Annotated in this window: 12 protein-coding genes; 9 read left to right on the forward strand and 3 right to left on the reverse strand. The window is 41.7% G+C overall.

The window, feature by feature from the left end; translation table 11 throughout:
• Positions 1-15 precede the first annotated feature (15 nt).
• Both RSX31_RS17715 and RSX31_RS17720 read right to left on the reverse strand, forming a co-directional pair.
• Positions 16-1416 (reverse strand): cell wall-binding repeat-containing protein, encoded by a 1401-nt coding sequence (locus tag RSX31_RS17715; RefSeq protein ID WP_315635442.1) that lies wholly within the window; start codon positions 1414-1416, stop codon positions 16-18.
• A gap of 127 nt (positions 1417-1543) precedes the next feature.
• A complete protein-coding gene (locus RSX31_RS17720; RefSeq protein WP_315635444.1) occupies positions 1544-2920 on the reverse strand; it encodes a cell wall-binding repeat-containing protein in 1377 nt (458 codons plus the stop codon).
• Positions 2921-3243: 323 nt separating this feature from the next.
• Between RSX31_RS17720 and RSX31_RS17725 the strand changes: the two genes are divergently transcribed.
• From RSX31_RS17725 to RSX31_RS17750, 6 genes are all read left to right on the forward strand, one after another.
• Positions 3244-4191 (forward strand): NAD-dependent epimerase/dehydratase family protein, encoded by a 948-nt coding sequence (locus RSX31_RS17725; protein ID WP_315635446.1) that lies wholly within the window; start codon positions 3244-3246, stop codon positions 4189-4191.
• Positions 4192-4363: 172 nt separating this feature from the next.
• Positions 4364-5680, forward strand: coding sequence for a cell wall-binding repeat-containing protein (locus RSX31_RS17730; RefSeq protein ID WP_315635447.1), 1317 nt, complete (start codon positions 4364-4366; stop codon positions 5678-5680).
• A gap of 399 nt (positions 5681-6079) precedes the next feature.
• Positions 6080-10303 carry a cell wall-binding repeat-containing protein gene (locus tag RSX31_RS17735; protein ID WP_315635449.1) on the forward strand — a complete coding sequence of 1408 codons (4224 nt, stop codon included), beginning with the start codon at positions 6080-6082 and terminating at the stop codon, positions 10301-10303.
• Between the two features lie 532 nt (positions 10304-10835).
• A complete protein-coding gene (locus RSX31_RS17740) occupies positions 10836-12890 on the forward strand; it encodes a S8 family serine peptidase (protein WP_315635451.1) in 2055 nt (684 codons plus the stop codon).
• Between the two features lie 102 nt (positions 12891-12992).
• Positions 12993-14828, forward strand: coding sequence for a cell wall-binding repeat-containing protein (locus RSX31_RS17745; protein WP_315635452.1), 1836 nt, complete (start codon positions 12993-12995; stop codon positions 14826-14828).
• A 164-nt stretch (positions 14829-14992) separates the two neighbouring features.
• Entirely contained in the window at positions 14993-16087 is a 1095-nt protein-coding gene (locus tag RSX31_RS17750; protein ID WP_148996408.1) for an LCP family protein, read from the forward strand.
• Positions 16088-17247: 1160 nt separating this feature from the next.
• Here RSX31_RS17750 and RSX31_RS17755 read toward each other — a convergent pair.
• Positions 17248-18681, reverse strand: coding sequence for an oligosaccharide flippase family protein (locus RSX31_RS17755; protein ID WP_148996409.1), 1434 nt, complete (start codon positions 18679-18681; stop codon positions 17248-17250).
• Between the two features lie 240 nt (positions 18682-18921).
• Between RSX31_RS17755 and RSX31_RS17760 the strand changes: the two genes are divergently transcribed.
• The 3 genes from RSX31_RS17760 to RSX31_RS17770 all read left to right on the forward strand — a co-directional run bounded on the left by RSX31_RS17760 (position 18922) and on the right by RSX31_RS17770 (position 23104).
• Entirely contained in the window at positions 18922-20019 is a 1098-nt protein-coding gene (locus RSX31_RS17760) for a glycosyltransferase (RefSeq protein WP_148996410.1), read from the forward strand.
• A 202-nt stretch (positions 20020-20221) separates the two neighbouring features.
• Positions 20222-22282 carry a cell wall-binding repeat-containing protein gene (locus RSX31_RS17765; RefSeq protein WP_315635455.1) on the forward strand — a complete coding sequence of 687 codons (2061 nt, stop codon included), beginning with the start codon at positions 20222-20224 and terminating at the stop codon, positions 22280-22282.
• A gap of 12 nt (positions 22283-22294) precedes the next feature.
• Positions 22295-23104 carry a hypothetical protein gene (locus RSX31_RS17770; protein ID WP_315635456.1) on the forward strand — a complete coding sequence of 270 codons (810 nt, stop codon included), beginning with the start codon at positions 22295-22297 and terminating at the stop codon, positions 23102-23104.
• The last annotated feature ends 56 nt before the right edge of the window (positions 23105-23160 follow it).

The following is a 23160-nucleotide window of genomic DNA, read 5'->3' on the forward strand; positions in this document are numbered from 1 at the left end:
CGCGTACTCTACGGATTATTGGTTGCCTTCAAGGACTGCCCAAATGTCCTTCTCTACATTAGGCTGAATGGCTTTGATTCCGCCAAGGATCTTTACATCATAAGTGTAATCAACCATCAGATCTTTGATTGCTGGATGTAATCTGTCCGGGGGAGTCAATAATAAAGGCTCACCGATATGTGCTGCAAGGGAGGAACCTGTTAACGCATCGGCAAATTGAGTCCCGGTTGCAAAGAACACAGAACCAGTATGGACGTTGAAATTCTGAATGATGCTGGCGTTCGTTTCATAGCGATTCATACCGTAAATTCTTGTTGGATGGTTTAATTTAGTCATGACGGACTGACTGATGACACCTGTTCCCCCAATGACGTAGTTTTTCTTATATGTGTTCGCTTGAGCAAGGGTGGAAGCAGGGATTATGTCCTTCTCGGATAACAGAATCGGATAGCCCTCTTGTGCAGCGATGGAAGCAATGGAAAGGGCATCAGGGTAGTTCTTTCCACTTACGACAACCGCTGCCTCATGATTGGGAAGAGACTTAGAAATGGCAACGGCTGTCTCATAACGATTGTTTCCGCTGATACGGTTAACAGAAACCCCCAAATCTTTAATTTCCTCTACTACGTTATCAGATATCACGCCTGCGCCCCCAAGGATGGTTACTTTTTCGACATCCAATTCTTCAATTCCTTTTTTGGCTGAAGAATGCAGAGTTTGCTTGGAGGTTAATAGAATGGGAGCACCCTTATGGTAAGCAAGCGGTGCTCCGGCCAGGGCATCAGGATAATTGGTCCCGGTAGCTAAAATCATTTCATCACTACCTGAATCCCACCCCTTTAATGCAACTTGAAGAGCCGTTTCATAGCGATCTGCACCGTAAATCCGTTCTACATTAGGCTCGAAATAGAATTGGAAGACCAACAAGACATATTCTTTATCCACTCCTAAATCACTTTTATTCTTAACAGAAACATAATAAGTTCCTGAAGTGGATGGGTAAAGGGCAGCATACCCTTCTTCATCATTAACAAAGAATTCATGTGGTTCAACGGCAACTTTGTTTTCATCATATAAAATGATGTCCAATGGGATATTTGCCGTCTCCTGCAAAAACGAACCGTATAAATACAATGGAATGTCGGAATCTAACTCTACTTTATACATATCGACATCATCTACTGGAAGTGTTCCTTTTACATAGGTCGGTTCGACAATATCACCGGCCATGATGTTATTTGCCGCGTCGAACGTATTGTTTGGTTCTTCTTCTGATAATAATTTTTCCTCTTCATCACCTAAAATCTCCACTTTTTGTTGTAGTGTAGCTGCAGGATTTTCTGCGAATACGGACGCACTAAATAAGCTGGATGCCAGCAAGGCGTATCCAACCGAAATAATAAACCCCTTTTTCATCTTTTTCCCCCATTTAGATATTCTCTCTATTTTTGTTAAATCTTTACCATCTCATTTTAACACACTGTAAATGGCTAGTTTAAGAGAATATGAAAAAAACGCGCCCTTCACGAGAGCGCGTTCAGCATTATTCATTTCCTTCTAAAATGGACCAAATCTCGTTCTCGACTTTTGGCTGGATCGCTTTCTCTCCACCAAGGATCGTCGCCCCGAATGTATAATCCACCATCAAGTCCCTGATTTCAGGATGTAACTCATATGGTGTGGTCAGTAACAATGGCTCTCCCCAATTAGCTGCAAGAACAGAACCAGTTAACGCATCCGCGAATTGAGTACCGGTAGCAACGAAGACGAAGGTGGTAGGAACGTAGAAATCGCGAATGATATTTGCATTCGTTTCATAGCGATTTTTCCCTGCAATCCTCGTTGGGTCGTTCAGCTTTCTGGAAACTGCATTACTGATGACACCTGTCCCTCCAATAACATAGTTCATTTCATATGTCTTCGCCTGTGTCAGCGTTGCGGCAGGAATACTATCTTTATCAGATAAGAGAATAGGATATCCGTTTTGTGCTGCAATGGACGCAATGGATAGTGCATCTGGATAGTTCTTTCCGTTGACGACTACGGCTGCGTCATTATTTGGCAGCTTTTTAGAGATGGCTACGGCCGTTTCATAGCGATCTTTCCCATTGATGCGTGTAACGGAGACATCCAAAGCTCTTAATTCCTTCACTACTTGATCCGAAATGACGCCCGCCCCACCAAGGATCGTCACCTTATTGACACCTAATTCAAAAATGGCTTCCTCCACTGATGGATGAAGGGAACCCTTCGTAGTTAATAGAATAGGAGCGTCTTTATGATAAGCAAGCGGTGCACCGGCCAAAGCATCAGGGAAATTGCTTCCTGTAGCTAAAATGATTTCATCTGTTCCGTATCCCCAACCCTGTAAAGCAATTTCGAGAGCGGTCTCATACCGGTCTTTACCAAATATCCGGTCTACGTAAGACTCAAATAAGAATTGTGACGCAACGACTACATACTCTTCCCCAGTGGCCGAATTCGTCTTATCCTTTATAGACATATAATAAGTACCAGGAGTAACAGTGTAATCGGCTATTAATCCATCTGTCAGATTTGTGCTCATTTCATTTGGTTCAATCACATTTTTGTTCTCATCATAAAGAGTGACATCTAATAGAATCCCAGGGTTTTCATCCCATGATCCTCCGTATATAATCAATGGATCTTCAGTGTCGACTTGAAACTTATACATATCTACATCATTTAGAGGGAAGGTCCCTTTTATGGCATCCTCAAGAGAAATTTCATTGGAACTGGCAAACGAATTGTTAGGCTCTTCCTCGACGAAGAAACCTTCACGATCGTACCCTAAAAGCTCCATCTTTTGTTGGGAAGGGCTTTCTGCTAGGACAGATGTGCTGAATAAACTTGAAGCAAGTAACGCTGAACCCACTGAAGCAATAAACCACTTTTTCATCTTTCTTTCCCCCGATTGTTATGTTCTTTCTATTTTTAGATAAAACTGTACTAAAGCTGATGTCATTGGTACTCCCATACCAATTTTCATAACATCTAGAATAGTATAATAGCGTTTTGAACGTTTGACTAGATAGTTGCAAATAAATATTTTTCGCCCTTTTTTGACATGAATGGAAGGTAATTCAGGAAGGGTGATTAGGGTGAAAATTAAGGATATTTTACATTTTAATGACCGAATAGAATCGTGTTGTGAATTTTGCTATACTTACAAGAGTGAAAAAATAAAGAATAACTCTCCATACTGAAAGGGGAACAACATAAATGAGCAAGATCCTTGTTACAGGCGGGGCCGGATTTATCGGCTCTCATATTGTAGAAGATTTGTTAAACAATAACGAAACAGTGGTAGTGATAGATAATTTCTCAATGGGTTCAATCGATAACCTGCCGAAGGACGATAACTTAACAGTGGTAGAAGGAGATATTTCTTCTAAAGAAACCATTCAAACGTTATTTCAACAACACCAATTCAAAAAAATCTTCCATTTAGGGGCGATTGCCAGTGTAGCGGCTTCAGTAGAAGATCCCCTTCATACACATCAAACCAACTTGGAAGCCACCTTATACTTATTGGAAGAAGCCCGGAAACAAGGAGGTTTGGAGCGTTTTGTTTTCGCTTCGTCTGCAGCGGTTTACGGAGATGAGCAAACACTTCCCAAGAAAGAAACATCGACGATCAGACCATTGACGCCTTATGCCATCGATAAATTTGCCTCAGAGCAATATGTGCTGGCATTCAGCCGCTTGTATGATATACCTACAACGGCGGTTCGATTCTTCAACGTCTTTGGAAACAGACAAAATCCATCTTCACCATACTCTGGTGTCGTATCGATCTTAACGGACAAGTTCAAGCAGTTAGTAAACAAGAAAGAAACCAACTTCACATTATATGGAGATGGAGAACAAACCAGAGACTTCATTTATGTAAAAGATGTTGTTCAAGCAAATCTTCTCGTTTCAGAATCAAAAGAGGCCATCGGCAGGGTATTCAACGTTGGCACTGGGGAATCGACAAGTTTAAACGAATTGATTGGCATGTATGAAGAGATTACGAATACAAAGCTTCCTATCGAACAACTGGAAGAGCGTTCAGGAGATATTAAAGAATCCTACTCTGATATTTCTGAGCTTAAATCTTTAGGGTTCGATCCAAAGTTCACTATGAGAGAAGGACTTTTGGAGTATTGGAATAAAGAAAACGAATAACGAAAAATGCCCGTTTCTACTGCAGAAACGGGCATTTTTGTGTCGTTTACAGGAAGGGATATTACAAAAAAGGGGTAAATATGACGAATTTTGTTACATAACTGTAAAATTATTTTGAAAATTTTAATGATAAGATTGTTTTTGTAGATTTATAGAGAAGGGGAATTGAGAAATGTCTAATTATCGCAAACCTGTATCTATTACTTTCGTCACGGTAGTAAGTTTCATGTTCCTATTATTTTTCCAGAACCCTGCATCAGCTGCAGGTACACAGATAGATCGAGTAAGTGGTGTAGACCGGTATGAAACGGCAGTTAAAGTATCCAGGCAAGGGTGGAGCAGTGGTGCAAAGACCGTCGTCATCGCAGTGGGAAATAATTTTCCGGATGCGTTAGCAGGCGCACCGTTAGCGGACAAATATAATGCGCCTATCTTATTAGTAACAAAAGATAGCGTTCCGTATAGTGTGAAACAAGAATTAAAACGATTAAAGCCAAGTAAAGCATACATATTAGGTGGAAGTTCTGTCATTTCATCCTCAGTCGAAGCTCAGCTTAAGAGTTTAGGGATTACCGCTACAAGGGTGGCAGGGGAAAACAGATATGAAACAGCGGCGAAAATCGCTGCATTAGTAGGTGGATCACAAGCCATTGTTACATATGGAAGGGATTTCCCGGACAGTCTGGCGGTTGCACCTGTTGCTGCAAGTAAATCAATGCCGATTCTTTTAACAGAAAAGAACCATGTCCCTGAAGAGACACAGAAAGCATTAAGTAAATATAGTTCCTCTATTCTTGTAGGAGGTACAGGCGTGGTAAGTGACAGCGTCAAGAATCAATTACCACGAGCAACCCGTATTTCAGGGAAAGACCGATATGATACGGCAGCAAAAGTCGCCGAGAAATATTACTCATCTTCAAATAGTACAGTGATTGCCACAGGCGAAAGCTATGCAGATGCGTTGACGGGATCTGTCCTTGCAGCCAAGAAAGGTTCACCTGTTATGCTGGTTCAATCCAATAATGTCCCATCGTCTGTGAAGTCAACAGTTGATAAATTGGGTATTAATCAGTTTACGATCATTGGCGGGACGTCCGTGATTTCTGAGAAAGCCCAAAGTCTATTTGGTTTTGATACAGATGGTTTAATCAAGACGGCGAAACAGTATATTGGGACACCTTATAAATGGGGTGGAACGACTCCAAGTGGTTTTGATTGCAGTGGCTATTTAAATTATGTATATGATAAATATGATATTGATCTGCCTAGAACGACATCGGACATCTGGAATTTTGGAAGCCGGTCAAGCTCTCCCGCAGTCGGGGATATTGTCATGTTTGAAACGTACAAGCCCGGCCCGTCACATGGTGGAATCTATATTGGAAACAACCAGTTCATCCATGCTGGTAATGATGGAGTAGAAATCACAAGTATGAGTAACGTATATTGGAAGCCTCGTTATCTGGGCGCAGTGAAGGTTGTAAATTAATAGAATGATAGTAAAACTGTTTGTCACATGGCAAGCAGTTTTTTTCTTTTTACCCGATTCAATAGTCCTTAAACATATTCTTTTAAATAATTTTTGTTTCCAAATAGATTGTTAAATTTCAAATAGTAAAAAGTAAAGTTATGTTGATTGGAGCGGAAATCAACCAGCACTCGCTCTGAGACAATGTTTACAAACAAAGTTTATATAATTTAACGAATATGAAAACACAATAGTAAAAATATATTATTTTTTCTGAAAATAACGTCTCCTTTTATTGACTAAAGAACTAACTGAGATTAAAATGGAAAATAGAGTTCGAATTTTTCCATAATTATATTTTTTTGGAAGATGCGGAGTATTTCGGACCACTACTATTAATCTATCAAGGGGGAAAAGGGATTGACGTTTAAGAAAAAGGTATTTTCGGTTATGGCCAGTGCTGCTTTGGTAACTTCCTCATTCGCTGGAATCACAGCTTTCAATCCTGATAAAGCAGAAGCTGCTTTACAGGAAACGAAAAAGTTCAAAGTTTCGAATTTCTCAGAGGTTGTGGCACTTTCTATGAGTGAGCAGGCTGTTCAAGAGCTTGTCATCGTAGGTAACGGTAAAGTAGATGCGACTAGTCAATTAGAGAAGCTTGGCGTTAAGGTAAAACAGAATTATAAGAACTATGTTTACTTAGCGGATGTACCTACACGCAAAGTGATGGAAGTTCTTGACCTTAAGAGTGTTCGTACAGTGGGTAAAAATGCTGAAATCGAATTAGGCGAGGTCAAGGATCCTGAATTAGCCGTGAAGGATCAAAATAAGGTCGATGAAGATGCGGTTGTAAAACCTAATCAGGCAGAAACTCATGCTCCGACCGGAGTAGATGATTTCCACGATAAGTTTGATGGTAGTGGTACACGTATCGGAATCATTGACTCAGGTCCCGATCCGGGTCATGAATCCTTCACAGAGGGTCTTGAAGAAGGAACACGTAAATATGGTGATTCTAAGATTGTCGCTGTAAGAGACTACACCATTTCGAATCGTCAACTTGCTTATGGCATTGAAGAGCGCTATAAAAAATACTTAGGTGACGGTGTCAATTATCTTTCCGAGGGAGACGTGCTATTCGATAAAGGACATGCTGAAGGTGACTCCATTACAGTAGGGGAAACTACATATAATACAGCAGGGATTGACGCTTCCGATGATAAATTACACTACGGGAAAACGGCATTTGAAACAAATCCTTATCCTCAGGGGAATGCTAACTGGACGAATCAGGATTTAAATGCCGATGGGACAAATGGAAATTCTGATAACTTCTCTGTTTTATTGGCAGGGGACAAAGTCTATATCGATACAGATATGGATAATGACTTCACTGACGAAACAGCCTATGCGAATAACGAAACAGGTACATTCGATGTAAATGTAGAAGATGAGAAGCTTGGAGCGAACTTCCGTGTCAATGATATGGAATTGAACTGGTTCGGTGCAGGTTTGAAGAAGATTAATCTATTCACTGACTTCAACGGGCACGGTTCACACGTTTCGGGTATTTCTGCCGCAAACGGTCCGGCAAAAGCGAATGCCTTCGGTGCCGTTGCCGGTGAAGGGGTTGCCCCTGGAGCCGAGCTTGTCGGTATGCGTGTGTTCAAAGCAGCTGGCGGAGCCCCTACATTCAGTATCCAAAAGGCTATGGTCGATGCGGCGCTTCCTAAATCAGAAGGCGGATTTGGCGTCGATGTTGCTAACTTAAGCTTAGGTTCTTCACCGGATTTAAATGATGGTCTGGGATCCTATGGAGAATTAATGACAGTCCTAAGTGAAGATACAGATATCGTATTCGTTACATCTGCTGGAAATGCCGGTCCTGGTGCAGACACAGTTGGATCACCTGGTGACGTAGCTCCTATCATTTCTGTTGGTGCACATATCACGGCTGACATGTGGGCAAAAGAATACAATTCCTATCCATATGGTAAAAATGCAGACGGTACTCCTAAAGAGGGACAAGGATTATGGTACTTCTCTTCTGTAGGGCCGAACGAAGCTGGGAATCAAAAGCCTGATATCGTTGGACCTGGATCTGCATTTGCTGCTCATCCGGTACAAAATGGACCGTACGTTGTGATGCAGGGTACAAGTATGTCTTCACCATATGTTGCTGGAGCTGTAGCGTTGCTGAAATCTGCAGCTGAGAAAGATCGTATTCCATTTAATTATGAAATTGCCCGTGAAGCATTGATTGAAACGGCTAATCATTTAGATGGATACAACCGTGCTCAAGAAGGTGGCGGACTGATTGATGTTCCGGCAGCTTATGAGTATCTGCGCAAGAACTTCATCACAGATATTAAAGATGTAGACGTAACGGTCTATCACGGAGAGAAAGTGTCCGGCGGTCCGGGTCTATATGTAAGAAATAAAGAAATTCCTGAAACCGTTGAAGTATTAGTAGAGAACAAGACGGATGAAGATAAGAGCCTGGATGTATCTCCTACTGGCGATTGGATCAAGCCATCTGTATCGAAAGTAGATCTTAAAGCTGGAGAAAGCAAAACGATTACAGTCGACTACGATGCGTCGAAATTAGAGACAGGCGTAAATGCTGAGACATTAGTCTTTGATGATGCGTCTACCCCTTATGTAGAAGCTAGATCAGCTCAAACAATTGTTACCGGTCATGAGTTTAATCAGGAAAATCGTTTCCGCTTCCGCGAAGAAGGTGAAGTACAATCTTCTCAAACAAAAGGTTATACATTTGACGTAAAACCAGGTGTAAGTGAAGTTCGTTTCTCACTGAATGCAATCAGTGAAAATGATGATTATAAAGGCCGCGTACGCGCGATCGTCTTCAATCCTGACGGAGTGGAAGTAAGTGAGTTCCAAGGGTATGCTGGATACGGTGCCGGTGGATTGGGCGTTGAAGATCATGTATTCAAGTCTCCTAAACCAGGGGTATGGGAAGTACATGTTTATGGGACTTCCGGACCGGAAGCAGGTAAAGAAGTAAATAAATATCAATTAGAGGCTGTTGTTCAAGATGTGGTTGCTGAACCAGGTGAAATTGATTTAGGTAATGTTTCTTCTGACACTGAAATGACGAAATCTGTAACATTCTCAAACTACTTATCTGAAGCGAGAGAAGTGAAGGTTGTCGGTGCACCATTCAGCACGCCTAAGCTTTCTTCCGAGAAGGTAGAAGTACCAGGTAACAATGCATTTTACTACAAAGATATCAAAGTGAAGAACAACGTATCTTTAGAAGTTCAAACTTCAAACCCATCACATTCTACTGATGACGTAGATCTATATATCTTTGATTCTAAAGGTAACCAGGTAGCTTACTCTGCAGGTGCGACATCTGATGAAAAAGTTTCATTGACTTCTTTACCGGATGATACGTACACAATTGCCATTGAAGGCTATGCAACAATGGATCCGACGACAACTCTTGATCTATCAGTCAATGAGTTTGGCGTACTGTCCCCTGGTGAAAAAGGGAAAGGGAAAGTAGAAGCCAATGCTTCACAAAACCTTAAAGTTGGAAAATCTTTAACGACAGATGTAAAGATTACAACTCCATCTGAGTCAGTTGGATCAATCGGAGCAGTATATTTACTTGATGCAAAAACGGATGAAGTATTATCACTGCTTCCAATCAAGGTAGACGGTGACATCATCAATGAAGTATCAGGTCTAGACCGTGTAGGAACTGCGATCGAAGTTTCCAAAAAGCTTCATATGGATGGCTTTGCCGATGACCATGAATACAAAACAGTTATCCTCTCAACTGGATACAACTTCCCTGATTCATTATCTGCAGGTCCATTGGCATCCGCAATCGATGCGCCAATCTTACCTGTAGGCAGCGATGGGAAACTTTCTAAGGAAGTATTAGTTGAAATTGAACGTCTTGGTGCTGAAAATGTGTATATCCTTGGTGGAGAAGGTGTCGTATCCAAAGATGTATTCACACAATTGAACAGCATCTCAATCGACTCTTCTGATATCGAACGCTTAGAAACAGATGGTATGCCAAACCGTTACGGTACAAACCTTGCCATCGTTTCGAAGCTTCAAGAGCTTGGATTCAAAGGAAACGGTGTATTCGTTGCAACTGGTAAGAACTTTGCAGATGCACTAAGTGCTGCGGCAATTGCCGGTGCGAATGATATGCCAATCGTATTAACGGATGGAAAAGATTTATCTGCTGAAGCGAAAGCCATTCTTGAAGACGAGAAAGTCTATGTGCTTGGTGGTAAGTCAGCTGTCCCAGAAAATGTAGTAGCTCAAGCTAAGAAAGTAGCTGTCGATGTTAAAGTACTTTCTGGTGTGAACCGTTATGGTACACTGGCTGCAATCCTAGGAGAGTTCGCCAATAGCACAGATAAGTTATATGTTGCCAGCGGTAAGAACTTCCCGGATGCATTATCTGCTGCTCCACTTGTAACAGATAACGCAGGTTTACTATTACTGACAGATCCTAATGGATTACCGAAAGAAGTAGACGCTTTCTTAACGAAGTATCTGTACCAGAACAAAATCACTTCTGTCACTGTACTTGGTGGTAAAGGTGCAGTTGGTGAAGGAGCAAGAGAAGACCTTCAAGGAAAAGTATCAAACTAATAGAGTTTAATAGGGTCACCTGCTATTTATAGCGGGTGGCTTTTTTTATTTTCTCTACCAAGCACAAGATTCCCCGGGAAGGAAGTCAAGCATTCTCGACGTTCTCTCTTTCTGGTCTAAAACCAGATCTACTAAATTCCCTCACCATACAACTCACACTTGATTGACAGAGCCCAGGCAGGAGAGTTATTGGCAAAGAGTGTTGTTTATATTTGTATCTTTTGGAAGAGTCATGCTTAAACAGTTGATTGCAGCAGAAGGATGTTCGACTCCTGCGGGGAATGCCTGGACAGGTGAGACCCCGGAAGCTCACCGCCACCTCCTCGGAAAGCGAGCATCCTGTAGCGGAATTCAACTACTACTTTCTTATTTAAAATGGCAACAGATGCAAAAGAATTTTTTTAATATGAACATAAAGGTCTTTCAGCCTATTATTCTGAAAATTTCTTGAATTCATGGACAGGCCTTCCACCATCTTATATACTTTTTACAGATGATGTAAATGACATTCAACTGAGAGAGGAGTGGCTTAATGAAAATGAGAATAATCACTTCTATTATCTTCTTATTTGGTTGCATCCTGCTTCCAAACGGATTTGCGCAGGCGGATGATGAGAAGAAGGTTCAACTTTTGGTGGTTCACAAGGATCAAAAAGGTGATATATCGACACAGTCATCGGACACGGGTGAAGGGAAATTAGAAGTCATAGAAGTTCCTGCTAAAGATGTTCCTGGCACTCTAACCAAATTAAATAATAATGAAAACGTGGAATATGCAGAGATCGATCAGCTCGTACATACACAAGCTGCTCCGCCAAATGATACATATTTTAATAATCAATACCAAGATTTTCAGGTAATGAAGGTATTGGAAGCCTGGGAAAGCTACAATCCCATTGAGGAAGTTACCGTGGCGATTGTCGATTCAGGTGTTGATCTGAAACACCCTGAGCTCCGCAGTAGATTAATAGAAGGAAAGAATTTCATGAATGAAGGGGAGCCCCCTGTCGATACGTCAGGACATGGGACCCATGTTGCGGGTCTTGTAGGGGCTGTGACCAATAACAAAATGGGTATTGCTTCTGCTGCTGAAAAGGTAAAAATTATGCCTGTCAAAGTGTTTGAGGGTAAGACCACCTATATGTCAACGGTTATTAAAGGCATTCGTTATGCAGCGGACAACGGAGCAGATATCATCAATTTGAGTCTTGGCAGCTATAGCAATATGCAAGCACTAGAGGATGCAATTGATTACGCTGTGGACAAAGGTGCTCTCGTGGTAGGTGCTGCAGGTAACGATGATGAGCACGCAGTTCTTTACCCGGCAACTTACCCGGATGTCCTGGCAGTAGGAAGCGTGGATTCTGCGACATTGGCTAAATCGACGTTCTCAAACTATGGGGATACAGTAAATGTATCTGCCCCGGGAACGAACATTTTCAGCACATGGATGGGTGGCTATGAGACATTGGATGGTACCAGTATGTCAACAGCCATTGTAAGTTCGATTTCCGCCATGGTTAAACAGCAATACCCTTTTCTAAAAGGTATGCAGGTAAAGGATGTTCTTGAAAACTCCACTACCCCATTACCTGAAGTCGAAAGGCTTGGAACGGGTTTGATCAACGCAGAAAAAGCGCTGAACTATGTCCAAACAAAAAATCGGCACTACGGACTGACTTCTGTGGAAACAGCTGTAGAAATATCTAAGAATGGCTGGAACTCACTACAGGAAGAAGAGTTGACGATCGGTGGCAACAAATTGTATGGATCGTTTGTTGTCTTAGCAAGCGGTGATTCCTTCCCGGATAGTTTAGCAGCTTCCCCGTTGGCATCTCATTTGGATAGTCCGATTCTATTGGTTAAGAACAATCGATTAAGTGAATCCGTTAAGGAAGAACTGAAAAGGTTGACCCCTTCTCATGTTTTGATGATCGGAGGGGAAAATGCCATCTCTCATGAGGTTGAAAATGAGATTAAGAATCTATCAATCTCGACCGCTCGACTATTTGGCGTGGACCGTTATGAAACGGCCGTAGCGATCAATGACGCCATTCCATACACAACCAATAAGGCATTTGTCGTCTCGGGTCAAAACTATCCTGATGCGTTGTCGGTCGCTTCCTATAGTGGCAGTATGCAATATCCTGTACTCTTTGTTCAAAAAGACAAGGTTCCACAGTCGGTTCGTACGTATATGAAAGAGAATGAAATTTCTAAGACGTACGTGATCGGCGGTCAGGGCATCCTTACAAATAAGATGGTTGATCAATTGCCGGGACATTTTCGAATTTACGGTCTGGATCGTTATGAAACCAATTATAAAGTTCATCAGACGTTTGCTTCGGAAGATTCGGATTCAGTTTATTTTGCCACAGGAGTGAAATTCCCTGATGCCCTTAGCATAAGCCCGCTAGCTGCAAGGACCGATAGCCCGGTTGTATTGGTAGATAAACAGCATAACCCCTATTTACAGAAATCGATCAATGTATTTTCCAATAGGACCAGTTATCATATTTTAGGTGGACCGGGTGCTTTATCCATAGAAAAAGCATGGGAAATTGATCATTATATGATGAACGAGTGAGATAGAGAGGATTCCTCTCTATCTTTTTTTTGCCAATGAAGGGTTATAGTTTACTAGATACTATGATAAGATGGAATAAAATAACATTAAAAGGGGAACAAAATGAATCCAAAAATGAAAAAGCTTGTATCCGGAATAGCAGCGGTGGCACTTACTGCGACACTGGCGAGTCCGATCAATTCGAAGGCAGCGGGGTATGAAAACCCATCAAAATATGAAATTAATCGACTGTTGACGGAAGCAGCAATGAAGTATGACGTTCCAGCAGAAATCGTGAAGGCAGTAGCTGCAGAAGAGAGCGGTTGGAAGCAATTCACGTCAGACGGAGAACCGAATATTTCGGGTGATGGCGGGATCGGAATCATGCAAGTGACTGATACAGCAGGCTATGATGTTGAACGTTTGAAAAATGACATCGCCTTCAATATCGAATCAGGTATCAAAATCCTGAACGAAAAGTGGGAGCTCGGTGAGAAAGGCATAACCAACTGGAATCGCTCTACCAGCATCCCTACTGTCGGAGATAATGAGCGTGACATCATCGAGAACTGGTATTTTGCCCTTTTAGCTTACAATGGCCAGGTGCAGGAAAATAGTCCGATCAAAATGGCGACAGGCCAAAGAAACTTCGGAAGCTATCAAGAACGGGTGTATGCAGAGCTTGTAAGTGGGAATCCCGGAATTTTCAAGAATGATAGAGTCGAGTTTTCTTTTGCCAAATCGGATTTCACCTACTCCGGGGAGCCAAACAATTATTTATTATTCAACAAAAAGCAGTATGAAGTAGAGGGACTTGCCCATACGTCAAAACATTCGTATCAAGCAGGTGACCTGGTCATTTCTGCAGATGGTTCCCGTTTTAGAGAACGACCAACTTCTGAGTCTGATGAAGTCTCTGCGAAACTTCCAAGTGGTGAAACGGAAGTACTTGAAATCCTTAAAGGATTTGAATACGATCAATCCAAGAATCCGAATCACTTCGTCTGGTACAACGTTGAACGTGAAGACAATAAACAAGAGGCATACGTTGCTTCAAGCGAACTAAACAAAATCGGTGAGCGACTATCTGGTACAGATCGAATCAAGACGGCCGTTGATATTTCCCAGTCTGGCTGGGATCAGGCGGATACGGTCGTTGTGGCACAAGCTTATAACTTCCCGGATGCCTTAACGGGTGGCCCGCTTGCTTATAAAAATGATGCGCCACTTCTATTAACGGATAAAAATAAACTGACTGAATCAACGAAGGATGAGATCAAGCGATTAAAGGCTTCGAACATCATCATTTTAGGTGGAAAAGGGGCAGTCAGCGAGGGAGTCAGTGATGCTATTGAAGGAATGGGATTGCAAGTTGACCGAATCGGTGGCGTCGATCGTTATGAAACAGCCCAACTCATTTCGGAGCAAGTAAATCCGAATCCGGACAAAGCGATCATCGCTTCAGGAAAGAACTTCCCGGATGCTCTCTCAGTGGCACCTTATGCTTCTGTCAAAGGATACCCGATTTTATTAACATCCAAGGATGCCGTTTCTTCTTATACGAGTCAGGCTCTTACTGGAGTGGATAGCACGATCGTTGTGGGTGGTGCAGGGGTCATCAGTGATGGCGTCATGAAAAAGGTGAAAGCAGAGCAGCGGGTAAGCGGATTGGATCGTTTCGAAACGTCTCTTCAAATCGCGAAGAAGCTTCCACTTGCTAATCCCGATGAAAAAGCCCTGATCGCAAGCGGTAAAAACTACCCGGATGCGTTATCGGGATCTGTATTGGCAGCAAAGCAAAAGGCCCCACTCCTATTGTCTAATCCGGAACAGCTGCCAACGAGCGTCAACAACTTTATCGCAGTCGAGAAATATAAAGAGTTCTTCCTGCTCGGAGGACCTGGTGCAATGAATGTGGAAGACGAGCTTGGAGATTTATACAAAAAGCTGTATTATTAAAATAGTAGGTTTTAATCCTAAAGACTCTATCGATTATCGATAGAGTCTTTTTTGATAGGATTATTAAACAGAGATTACATTTATGTAAGATTCTATTTTTTTAATCTATTTCATGATAAAATTATTTTTCGTATTGATCTTCGATTTGAAAGGTGAAAACATACATGAAGACTCGTAATGATTATAAACAGCGGATGAGAAGAAGAAAGAGATTCTTCCGCATATTTCTTGCACTTTCTTTCTTGGGACTAAGCATCGGAACAGCGTATTTTCTTTTCCAGTATCAAACTGGAAAAATGAATGCCGGCAAGACACAGGCGGCATCCGAAGAAATTCCTGAATTTAATGGGAAAAAAGATGAGCATGGAAAGATAAATGTGTTACTCCTCGGTTCGGATACGAGGGGTGAAGAAAAATCCCGTACAGATACGATCATGATTGCCCAATACGATCCTGACAAAGGTGAGGCCAGATTGGTATCATTGATGAGGGATATGTATGTAGATGTACCGGAATACGGAAAGTATAAATTGAATACTTCCTATTTCCTAGGGGGGCCGGAACTCCTTCGACAAACATTAAAAGAGAACTTCGATATAGATGTACAATATTATGCCTTAATGGACTTTAAAGGATTCCAAAAGATTGTAGATGCACTGGCGCCAGATGGAATTGAAATGAATGTGGAAAAAGAAATGTCCACTAATATTAATGTGACTCTGGAGCCAGGTTTGCAAAAATTGAACGGTAAGGAACTATTAGGATATGCCCGTTTCCGCCATGACGCGGAAGGAGACTTCGGCCGTGTTAAGCGCCAGCAGGAAGTCATTAATGCCTTGAAAGATGAGATGCTGTCATTAAACGGAGTATCCAAAATTCCTAAACTGATGGGGACAGTCTCACCATATATCGAAACGAATATTGGCTCGATGGACCGAATCAGTCTTGCAAAAGAATTTGTACTGAATCCGGTTGATAACATCGAAACCATGACATTACCAATCGACAACTCGTTTGAAAATGCCCGATATGAAGGCGCCGGTGCCGTGTTAGACGTAGACCTGGAGGCAAATACCGAGGCATTAAAAGACTTTTTGAATGGTGAAGAACCAAAGTCGTATGCAGAGTATGTGGAGGAAGATGGGGTAAGTGACGATGCCTTGGTTGAGGATACAACTGGGGTGGAGGAAACCAATGAGGATTCTGGTGTTTATGAGGAATCTATAGAAACTGAGGATTCAAGTAGTTACGAGGAATAGAAATTATAGATTGAACCCACGGAGTGAAGTGATGCTCCGTGGGTTTTTTAGTAGGTGTGGACCTTAAGGGTGATTGGCAAATGCTACAGTTGGTAAAGAAAATTCGACACGGAGGATCAATTAATTGGAATTGGGATCAAATAATCATATTTCGGATTAATAAAGCCCAAACCGGATCAATTATTCTAAATCGGGATCAATTCCATCCCAAACCGGATTAATTATCGTGCCGAGTGACATTTCAAGGCACGGTTTGATCACGCCAATCGGCCTTCAAGCTAATCGAAGACCACATTCACAGCTAAAAAGGACAATCTTAAGGAAAAACCCTTCCATAATGGAAGAATTACATCAAACACTTACTCATCTAGAGAAAAATCCGAAAGCCAAAGTTACGCTCTTTCAGCTATTGGTTATCTGCCTGTTGGCGAGGGAGGGAACTTGATGTGGATGGAATTTCACACGCATATTTAAAGAAAATTCGACACGGAGGATCAATAAAATAGAATTCGGATCGAATAATGATATTTCGGATTAATAAAGCCCAAACCGGATCAATTATTCTAAATCGGGATCAATTCCATCCGAAACCGGATTAATTATCGTGCCGAGTGCTATTTCAAGGCAGGGATTGATCACGCCAATCGGCCCTCAAGCAAGTCGAAGACCGCATTCCCAGCTAAAAAGGACAATCTTAAGGAAAAACCCCTTCATAATGGAAGGATTACATCAAACACTTACTCATCTAGAGAAAAATCCGAAAGCCAAAGTTACGCTCTTTCAGCTATTGGTTATCTGCCTGATGGCGAGAGAGGGAACTTGAGGTAGATGGAATTTCACACACATATTTAAAGAAAATTCAACACGAAGGATCAATTAATTGGAATTGGGATCAAATAATGATATTTCGGATTAATAAAGCCCAAACCGGATCAATTATTCTAAATCAGGATCAATTCCATCCCAAACCGGATCAATTATCGTGCCGAGTGCCATTTCAAGGCACGGATTGATCACGCCAATCGGCCTTCCATCTAGTCAAAGAGTCAAAGTCCACATCCAAGGACCATCTTGAACCAAAACCACTCCAGAGGTGAAGGAAAACCAGCAAAATGGACACGAAACCATTCTTGAAAAACCCCGCAAAAAAATCCCCTCAATCACTGAGGGGATTTCTTCAATCGACGCATAACAAGCTGGCGTATTCCATTAATATTCAAAGCCAATACTACAGCCCCATAAGCAACAATTCCAACTGCAATTTGCACAATAAAGCCGAAGATGCCATCAACAGCAAGTGCCGGCCAAACTAGAAGCGCCATCACACCAGTCGCAACAAAGATCTTTCCGACTTCTTTGAACGGAAACGTAAGCGGGAAGATTTTCTTTCCAATTAACGCGCTTAATAAAACGGATACCACGTATGAAATGATCGTCGCATAAGCTGATCCGAATATGCCGTACTCCGGTATTAAGAGTAAGTTCAGGACCACATTCAGTACAGCTGCGGCCAACACTGGCCATATTTGCAGCTTCGTATTTTTCCCGAGCTGGAAAGCAAGGTCGAAGTAGTACATTTTAAAGCCTTGGATAAAGATTGCCAGCGCAATCAGTGAAAAGATCGTCGCTGCTTTTCCCTGATAGGATTCTCCCAGGAAGATCCCGGTAAAGGAATCGCTTAATAAAATCATTCCTGTGGTAGCAGGGACAGACACAAGTAACAGCAGGGACGTGTTTTCATTTAGTTGTTTCTGACATTCTTTGATTCCACCTGTTTCAAGGGCTTTGACCACAAGTGGGTAAGCGGCGAGATTGATGATCATCATCAATAAGAACAGGATTTGTTTGGCCAAGTCGTAAGAAACGGCGTAGATCCCGACAGAAGCCTTGTCCATTAACCAGCCTATCAAGTAACGGTCTGTATTTAGGATGATTGCTTCCATCGAAAGAGCCGCAATAAATGGAATGGAATATTTCACGACTTCCTTAATCATATCCCGGTCAATCAACTTAATGTCAATTAAGTGAAGGTACTTCGGAATAAAGAAGACAATCGACAGGAAGATCCCGATGATCAGTCCAAGGATGATCCCTTCTGCCCCGAACCCGAAGAATTTAATCAGAACGACAGCGGTGATAAGGGATAATACCACTTTTAAAGCTGTCACAACTCCGAATAGTTTGGACGAAAGCTCTGAACGCAAGTATTCAGTGAATAAGTCGAACATGCTTTGCATGGTGAGTAATCCGATTCCCAGGAACCATAAGAGAGCCATTGAATGAAAAGGTGTATAGACAATGAATGCACCTGTAGCCAGGAACACCGTCAAGACCGTCATGGAAATGAATGTAGCTGTGATCGAGCTGATGAACATGGCTTTCTGATTGCCTTCGTATTTAGGGTTGTAGCGGAGCAATCCTAATCTAAGCCAGTGGAACAAGGTTGTATTCACAAATGTTACAGCCGCGATGACCAGTGCATATTCACCGTACTCGCTTGGTGACAGTAGACGTGTATATAAGGCGATGGCCACGAAGTTGATGATCCCGGGCACACCTTTAGATAGAAAATAGATAAACGTATGTTTAAACATGGAAATACCTCTCTGAACGTACAATTTTTATCACTGTGATTTAACAAAATTTATATAGTTTTTACAAATAAATTCAATTTAATCGCTTTTTATATTATGATAAGAAGTATCAAATCAATTAGTATATTATATCACAAACGATATTATTGAATATATTTCTTTTGACAGTCGGTTTTTTAAGAGGCCTTGTCAATCATTTCAGCAAGCCAGTAGTAAAAAAGAGAGTGTGGTACCCGAGTTATGAAAGTTTTATTATTAGCACCAGCGAATAATGTACATACGAAGAAATGGCTTGATTACTATAATTCGGTTGGTATCGAGGTCATCAATATTAGCTTAGAGAACCATAAAGACTCTTCTGAACACATCCCTTGGGAGAATGTAAGCAGAGTCTATTTAAATCTGAAATTGAATCATAAGATTTCATATTTATTTACGGTTTCAAGGCTTAAGAAGATCATCCGAGACTATAAGCCAGATCTCATCCATTCCCATTATGCTTCTAGCTACGGATTAATAGGAGCGTTAACAGGGTTCAGTCCTTACATTCTATCGGTGTGGGGGTCTGACATCTATGATTTCCCCAAGCGGAACGTGATGAATCGGATCATCCTCCAGTACGCCTTGAGAAAAGCAGACTATATTTGTTCAACGAGCCCTGCACTTGAACAGGAAACAAAAAAATATATAGATGAGAACAAGCCATTGTCCATTACGCCATTTGGTGTTGATATAACACAATTCAAACCTAATCCAACGAAGAAGGTGGAAGGGCAATTCAGAATCGGGATTGCTAAGGGAATGGAGCCGAAATATGGGATTGAATATCTACTGAAAGGCTTCAAGCTTTTCTTGGATACACTTGGATCGGAGCGCCAGTATGTACGCCTGCAACTGGCCGGGGACGGACCTTTCTTGACGAAGTATATGAAACTGACAGAAGAACTGGGCATAGTTGAGAATGTAGAGTTCTTAGGAAGAATCGCTCATGAGGATGTTCCTGATTTCATCTCATCTCTTCATATATTTGTCATTTCTTCCTTGATTGAAAGCTTCGGAGTTTCAGCTGTAGAGGCCCAGGCTTGTGGCGTACCCGTTATCGCTACAGATGTCGGTGGTCTCCCGGAAGTGGTGTTGGATGGAGAGACAGGCTATCTGATCCCCTCGAAGAATCCAGCTGCTTTAGCAGAAAAGTTATTATATCTCTATAAAGATTCTTCAGAGCGAGAGAAACTAGGGAAAAACGGCAGGGAACATGTAATCAATCATTATGATTGGGAAGATAATTCAAAGAGAATGGTAGATCTTTATAATGAAATAATAAAGGTCGTGAGATAAACTTTTCTATTACGGTGGGGTACATCATTTCATTTCCAATAAATATTAAAGACACTTAATGATCCTAATTTAAGGAGATTGAGTGTCTTTTTTGATGTTTATGTAAAACTTTACGAAAACATGTCAAAAGTATGTCAACTGTTGCCGATAATAATGGTAGAATAAAGGAAAATTTTAATATTATGGAGGAGAATGCAGAAAAATGAAGAAAAAGATTGCGATGCTTGTTGTTACGATGACGATGTTTCTAGTCATTCCAATTCTGGCATCAGCAGAGAAGAATGTAGTCATTGACCCAGGTCACGGAGGTTGGGATTCAGGAACAGCAGGATATTCTGGGAGTTCAACTGGTTATTATGAAAAGCATGCCAATCTGGCAATCTCTGAAAAATTACGGGATAAGCTAAGAGCAGCAGGATTTAATGTTTATATGACTCACGATAATTTAGATACGTATTTGAGTCTTCAAGAGCGTACAGATATAGCTAATTCATTCGCTAGAGGAAAGAATGATCAAACGGTTTTTGTTTCCGTCCATCACAATGCGGCACCTACAAACCCGTATGTACGTGGATTCGAATCGTATCATTATGATAATAAATATGCCTGGGAAGCTGAATACCCGCCAGATCCCATTCAGGTAGCGTATGGAAGTGAATCGAAGAGATTAGCAGAAACGGTTCATCCGAGTACGGTCAATGCCATTGGATTGACAGACAAGGGAATGAGAAATAATCAGGCGTTTTATGTGATCCGTAATACACAGATGCCATCACTTCTATTGGAGATGGGGTTCATGTCGAACCCGACAGAGGAAGCCCTGATCAAAACATGGTCGTTCCAAAATAATGCAGCAGAGGGTATCAAGGATGGAATTGTTTCCTATTTCAAAGTATTTGAAGTATACAATGCTGAGGACAAACGACTTAAGATTTACGAGTCGAAAGACGAAGCGATTCAATATTCCAAGTCCCAATCGAATACATATGTGTTTGATAAATACCAGCAGAAAAAAGTGTACGAGAATTTAAATGAATACAGTGTCTATCAAAAAGGGAATGAAAAGCTTAAAACCTACCCGATTAAAGAAGACGCTATTCAATATGCAGAAACATTAGCAAATACTAGAGTAGTAGATGAGCACACTGAAAAGATTCTTTGGTCTAATTACTTATCGAAAAAGTACAGCGTTCAAACAGAGGCTGGAAAAAGTTTATGGTCTTATTATGATGTGAAGAGCGCAATCGATTACGCTAAATGGAAGGCAACACCATTAAAAGTGGTTGATATTGATTCTAAAGGAGTCATTTGGTCGAGTATCGATGGGGTTAAGATCAATCGTTTCATCAACGATACAAACTTAATTGGACTGGATCGAATGGAAACGGCGATCAAAGTTTCCAAAGACCTTTATCCTAACGGTTTCTCAAGTTCCAAAGCGAAAAAGGCTGTTGTATTAGCAACCGCATATGATTTCGCAGACGCACTCTCAGTAGGGCCCCTGGCAGCTCAATTGGATAACGCACCTATTCTATTAACGGCTAAGGACGAGCTTTCTTCAGAAGTAGAAAGGGAGCTTACGAGACTGAATGCGAATGAAGTATACATGATCGGTGGTAAGGGAGCCGTTTCAAATGCGGTTCAAGATCGATTAGCGAATCTTGGTATGACGGTTACCAGAGTGGGCGGCGCTGATCGTTACGAAACGAATCTTCTTATTAATAAGAAGCTGACGAATGTAAAGGGTGCTTTTGTCGCATCAGGTAAAAATTACGCCGATGCACTGGGCGCTGCACCGATCGCTTCAGCCAATCAATGGGCCATCGTGCTGACGGGCAAGGACAGCATCAATTCTTCCGCACTCACTTACTTGAAAGGAAAGCAAGTGAAGGTACTTGGGGGAGGAAATGCGATTTCTTCAACGGTTGAACAGTCGATTAAACGATATTCAACGAATGTTGAAAGGCTTTCAGGAACAGACCGTTATAAAACACTTGCCAAAGTGCTGACGAAATTTAAATCATTGATGGGTTCAGACAAATTCATCGTTTCAACAGGAACGAATTATCCCGACGCTTTAACAGCTTCTGCGCTGTCTGTGAAAACAAAGGCACCGATCGTATTGGTCGGAGGTTCATTAGATGGGCATTTAGAGGATTTCATCCTTGAGTATCAGCCATCAACCGGTGTTAAAGAAGTGATCAAAGTAGGCGGAAAAGTCGATGACAGCATCATTGAAAAAATGAAGAATGTCTTGTACTAAGGAGGACAACCCATGTTAAACAGTCGTAAAAATTTCTTTCTGGTCTCTCTGCTCATCTTGTCTATGACTGTCGTTACGGCATGCAATGCTTCCTCGCCGAGTGAGAAAACAAATAAGGAAGAACCGGATACATCTAAGGTTGAAAGCGAAACGTCGAATGAAGATACCTCTCTTAATGAAGAATCGGATACCTCCACTGTTCAGGAAGAAGTGGATGGAGAGGATATTCAGGAGCCGGCCGAAGATGCATCTCCTGAAGAAGAAACATCAGATGAAGACAAGGATACAACGGATAAAGAAGAAGTAAACCTGTTACTCCAGCAGCTCAAACCTGAAAAAAACATGGTCAAAACCTTTGAAAATAAGGATTTTAGCTTAACGGAGACGGTAGTGGATCACAATGACACGCATGTTCAACGTGTATTCAAAGTAGGAGAGATGGTCACTCTTCAGGTCCTTAAATGGGAACAGGATGTCATTCAAGTCGTGTATGAAGAAAGTAACCCAAAGAATGTGAAAGAAAGCATCTTGGACAACTTCACCGCGGATAAAGAAGCGAAGCCGCTGGCCGATATAAAGCATAAAGGCAAAGGCGACACCACACGCTGGGAAATCATCAGCGAAGATGAAACGGTCGAAGTTCCTTATGACACATACGAAAATGTCGTCGCTGTCCGAAGTACGGTGAAAAACGGAGATGTGAATACCATCAATACCATGTACTATGCACCGGGAATCGGCATGATTAAAGAGGTATATGAAGAAACCGGGAAAAACGGATATAAAATCGAGTCCGTATTGAAAAAGGTAGAAGCACTATAAACATTCAGAAGGTGCCCTGTAACAAGGGCGCCTTCCTCAATATCCATTCCAAGGAG

Origin of the sequence: Rossellomorea yichunensis (genome assembly GCF_032337515.1) — a bacterium.
In the GTDB taxonomy this organism is placed as follows: domain Bacteria; phylum Bacillota; class Bacilli; order Bacillales; family Bacillaceae_B; genus Rossellomorea; species Rossellomorea yichunensis.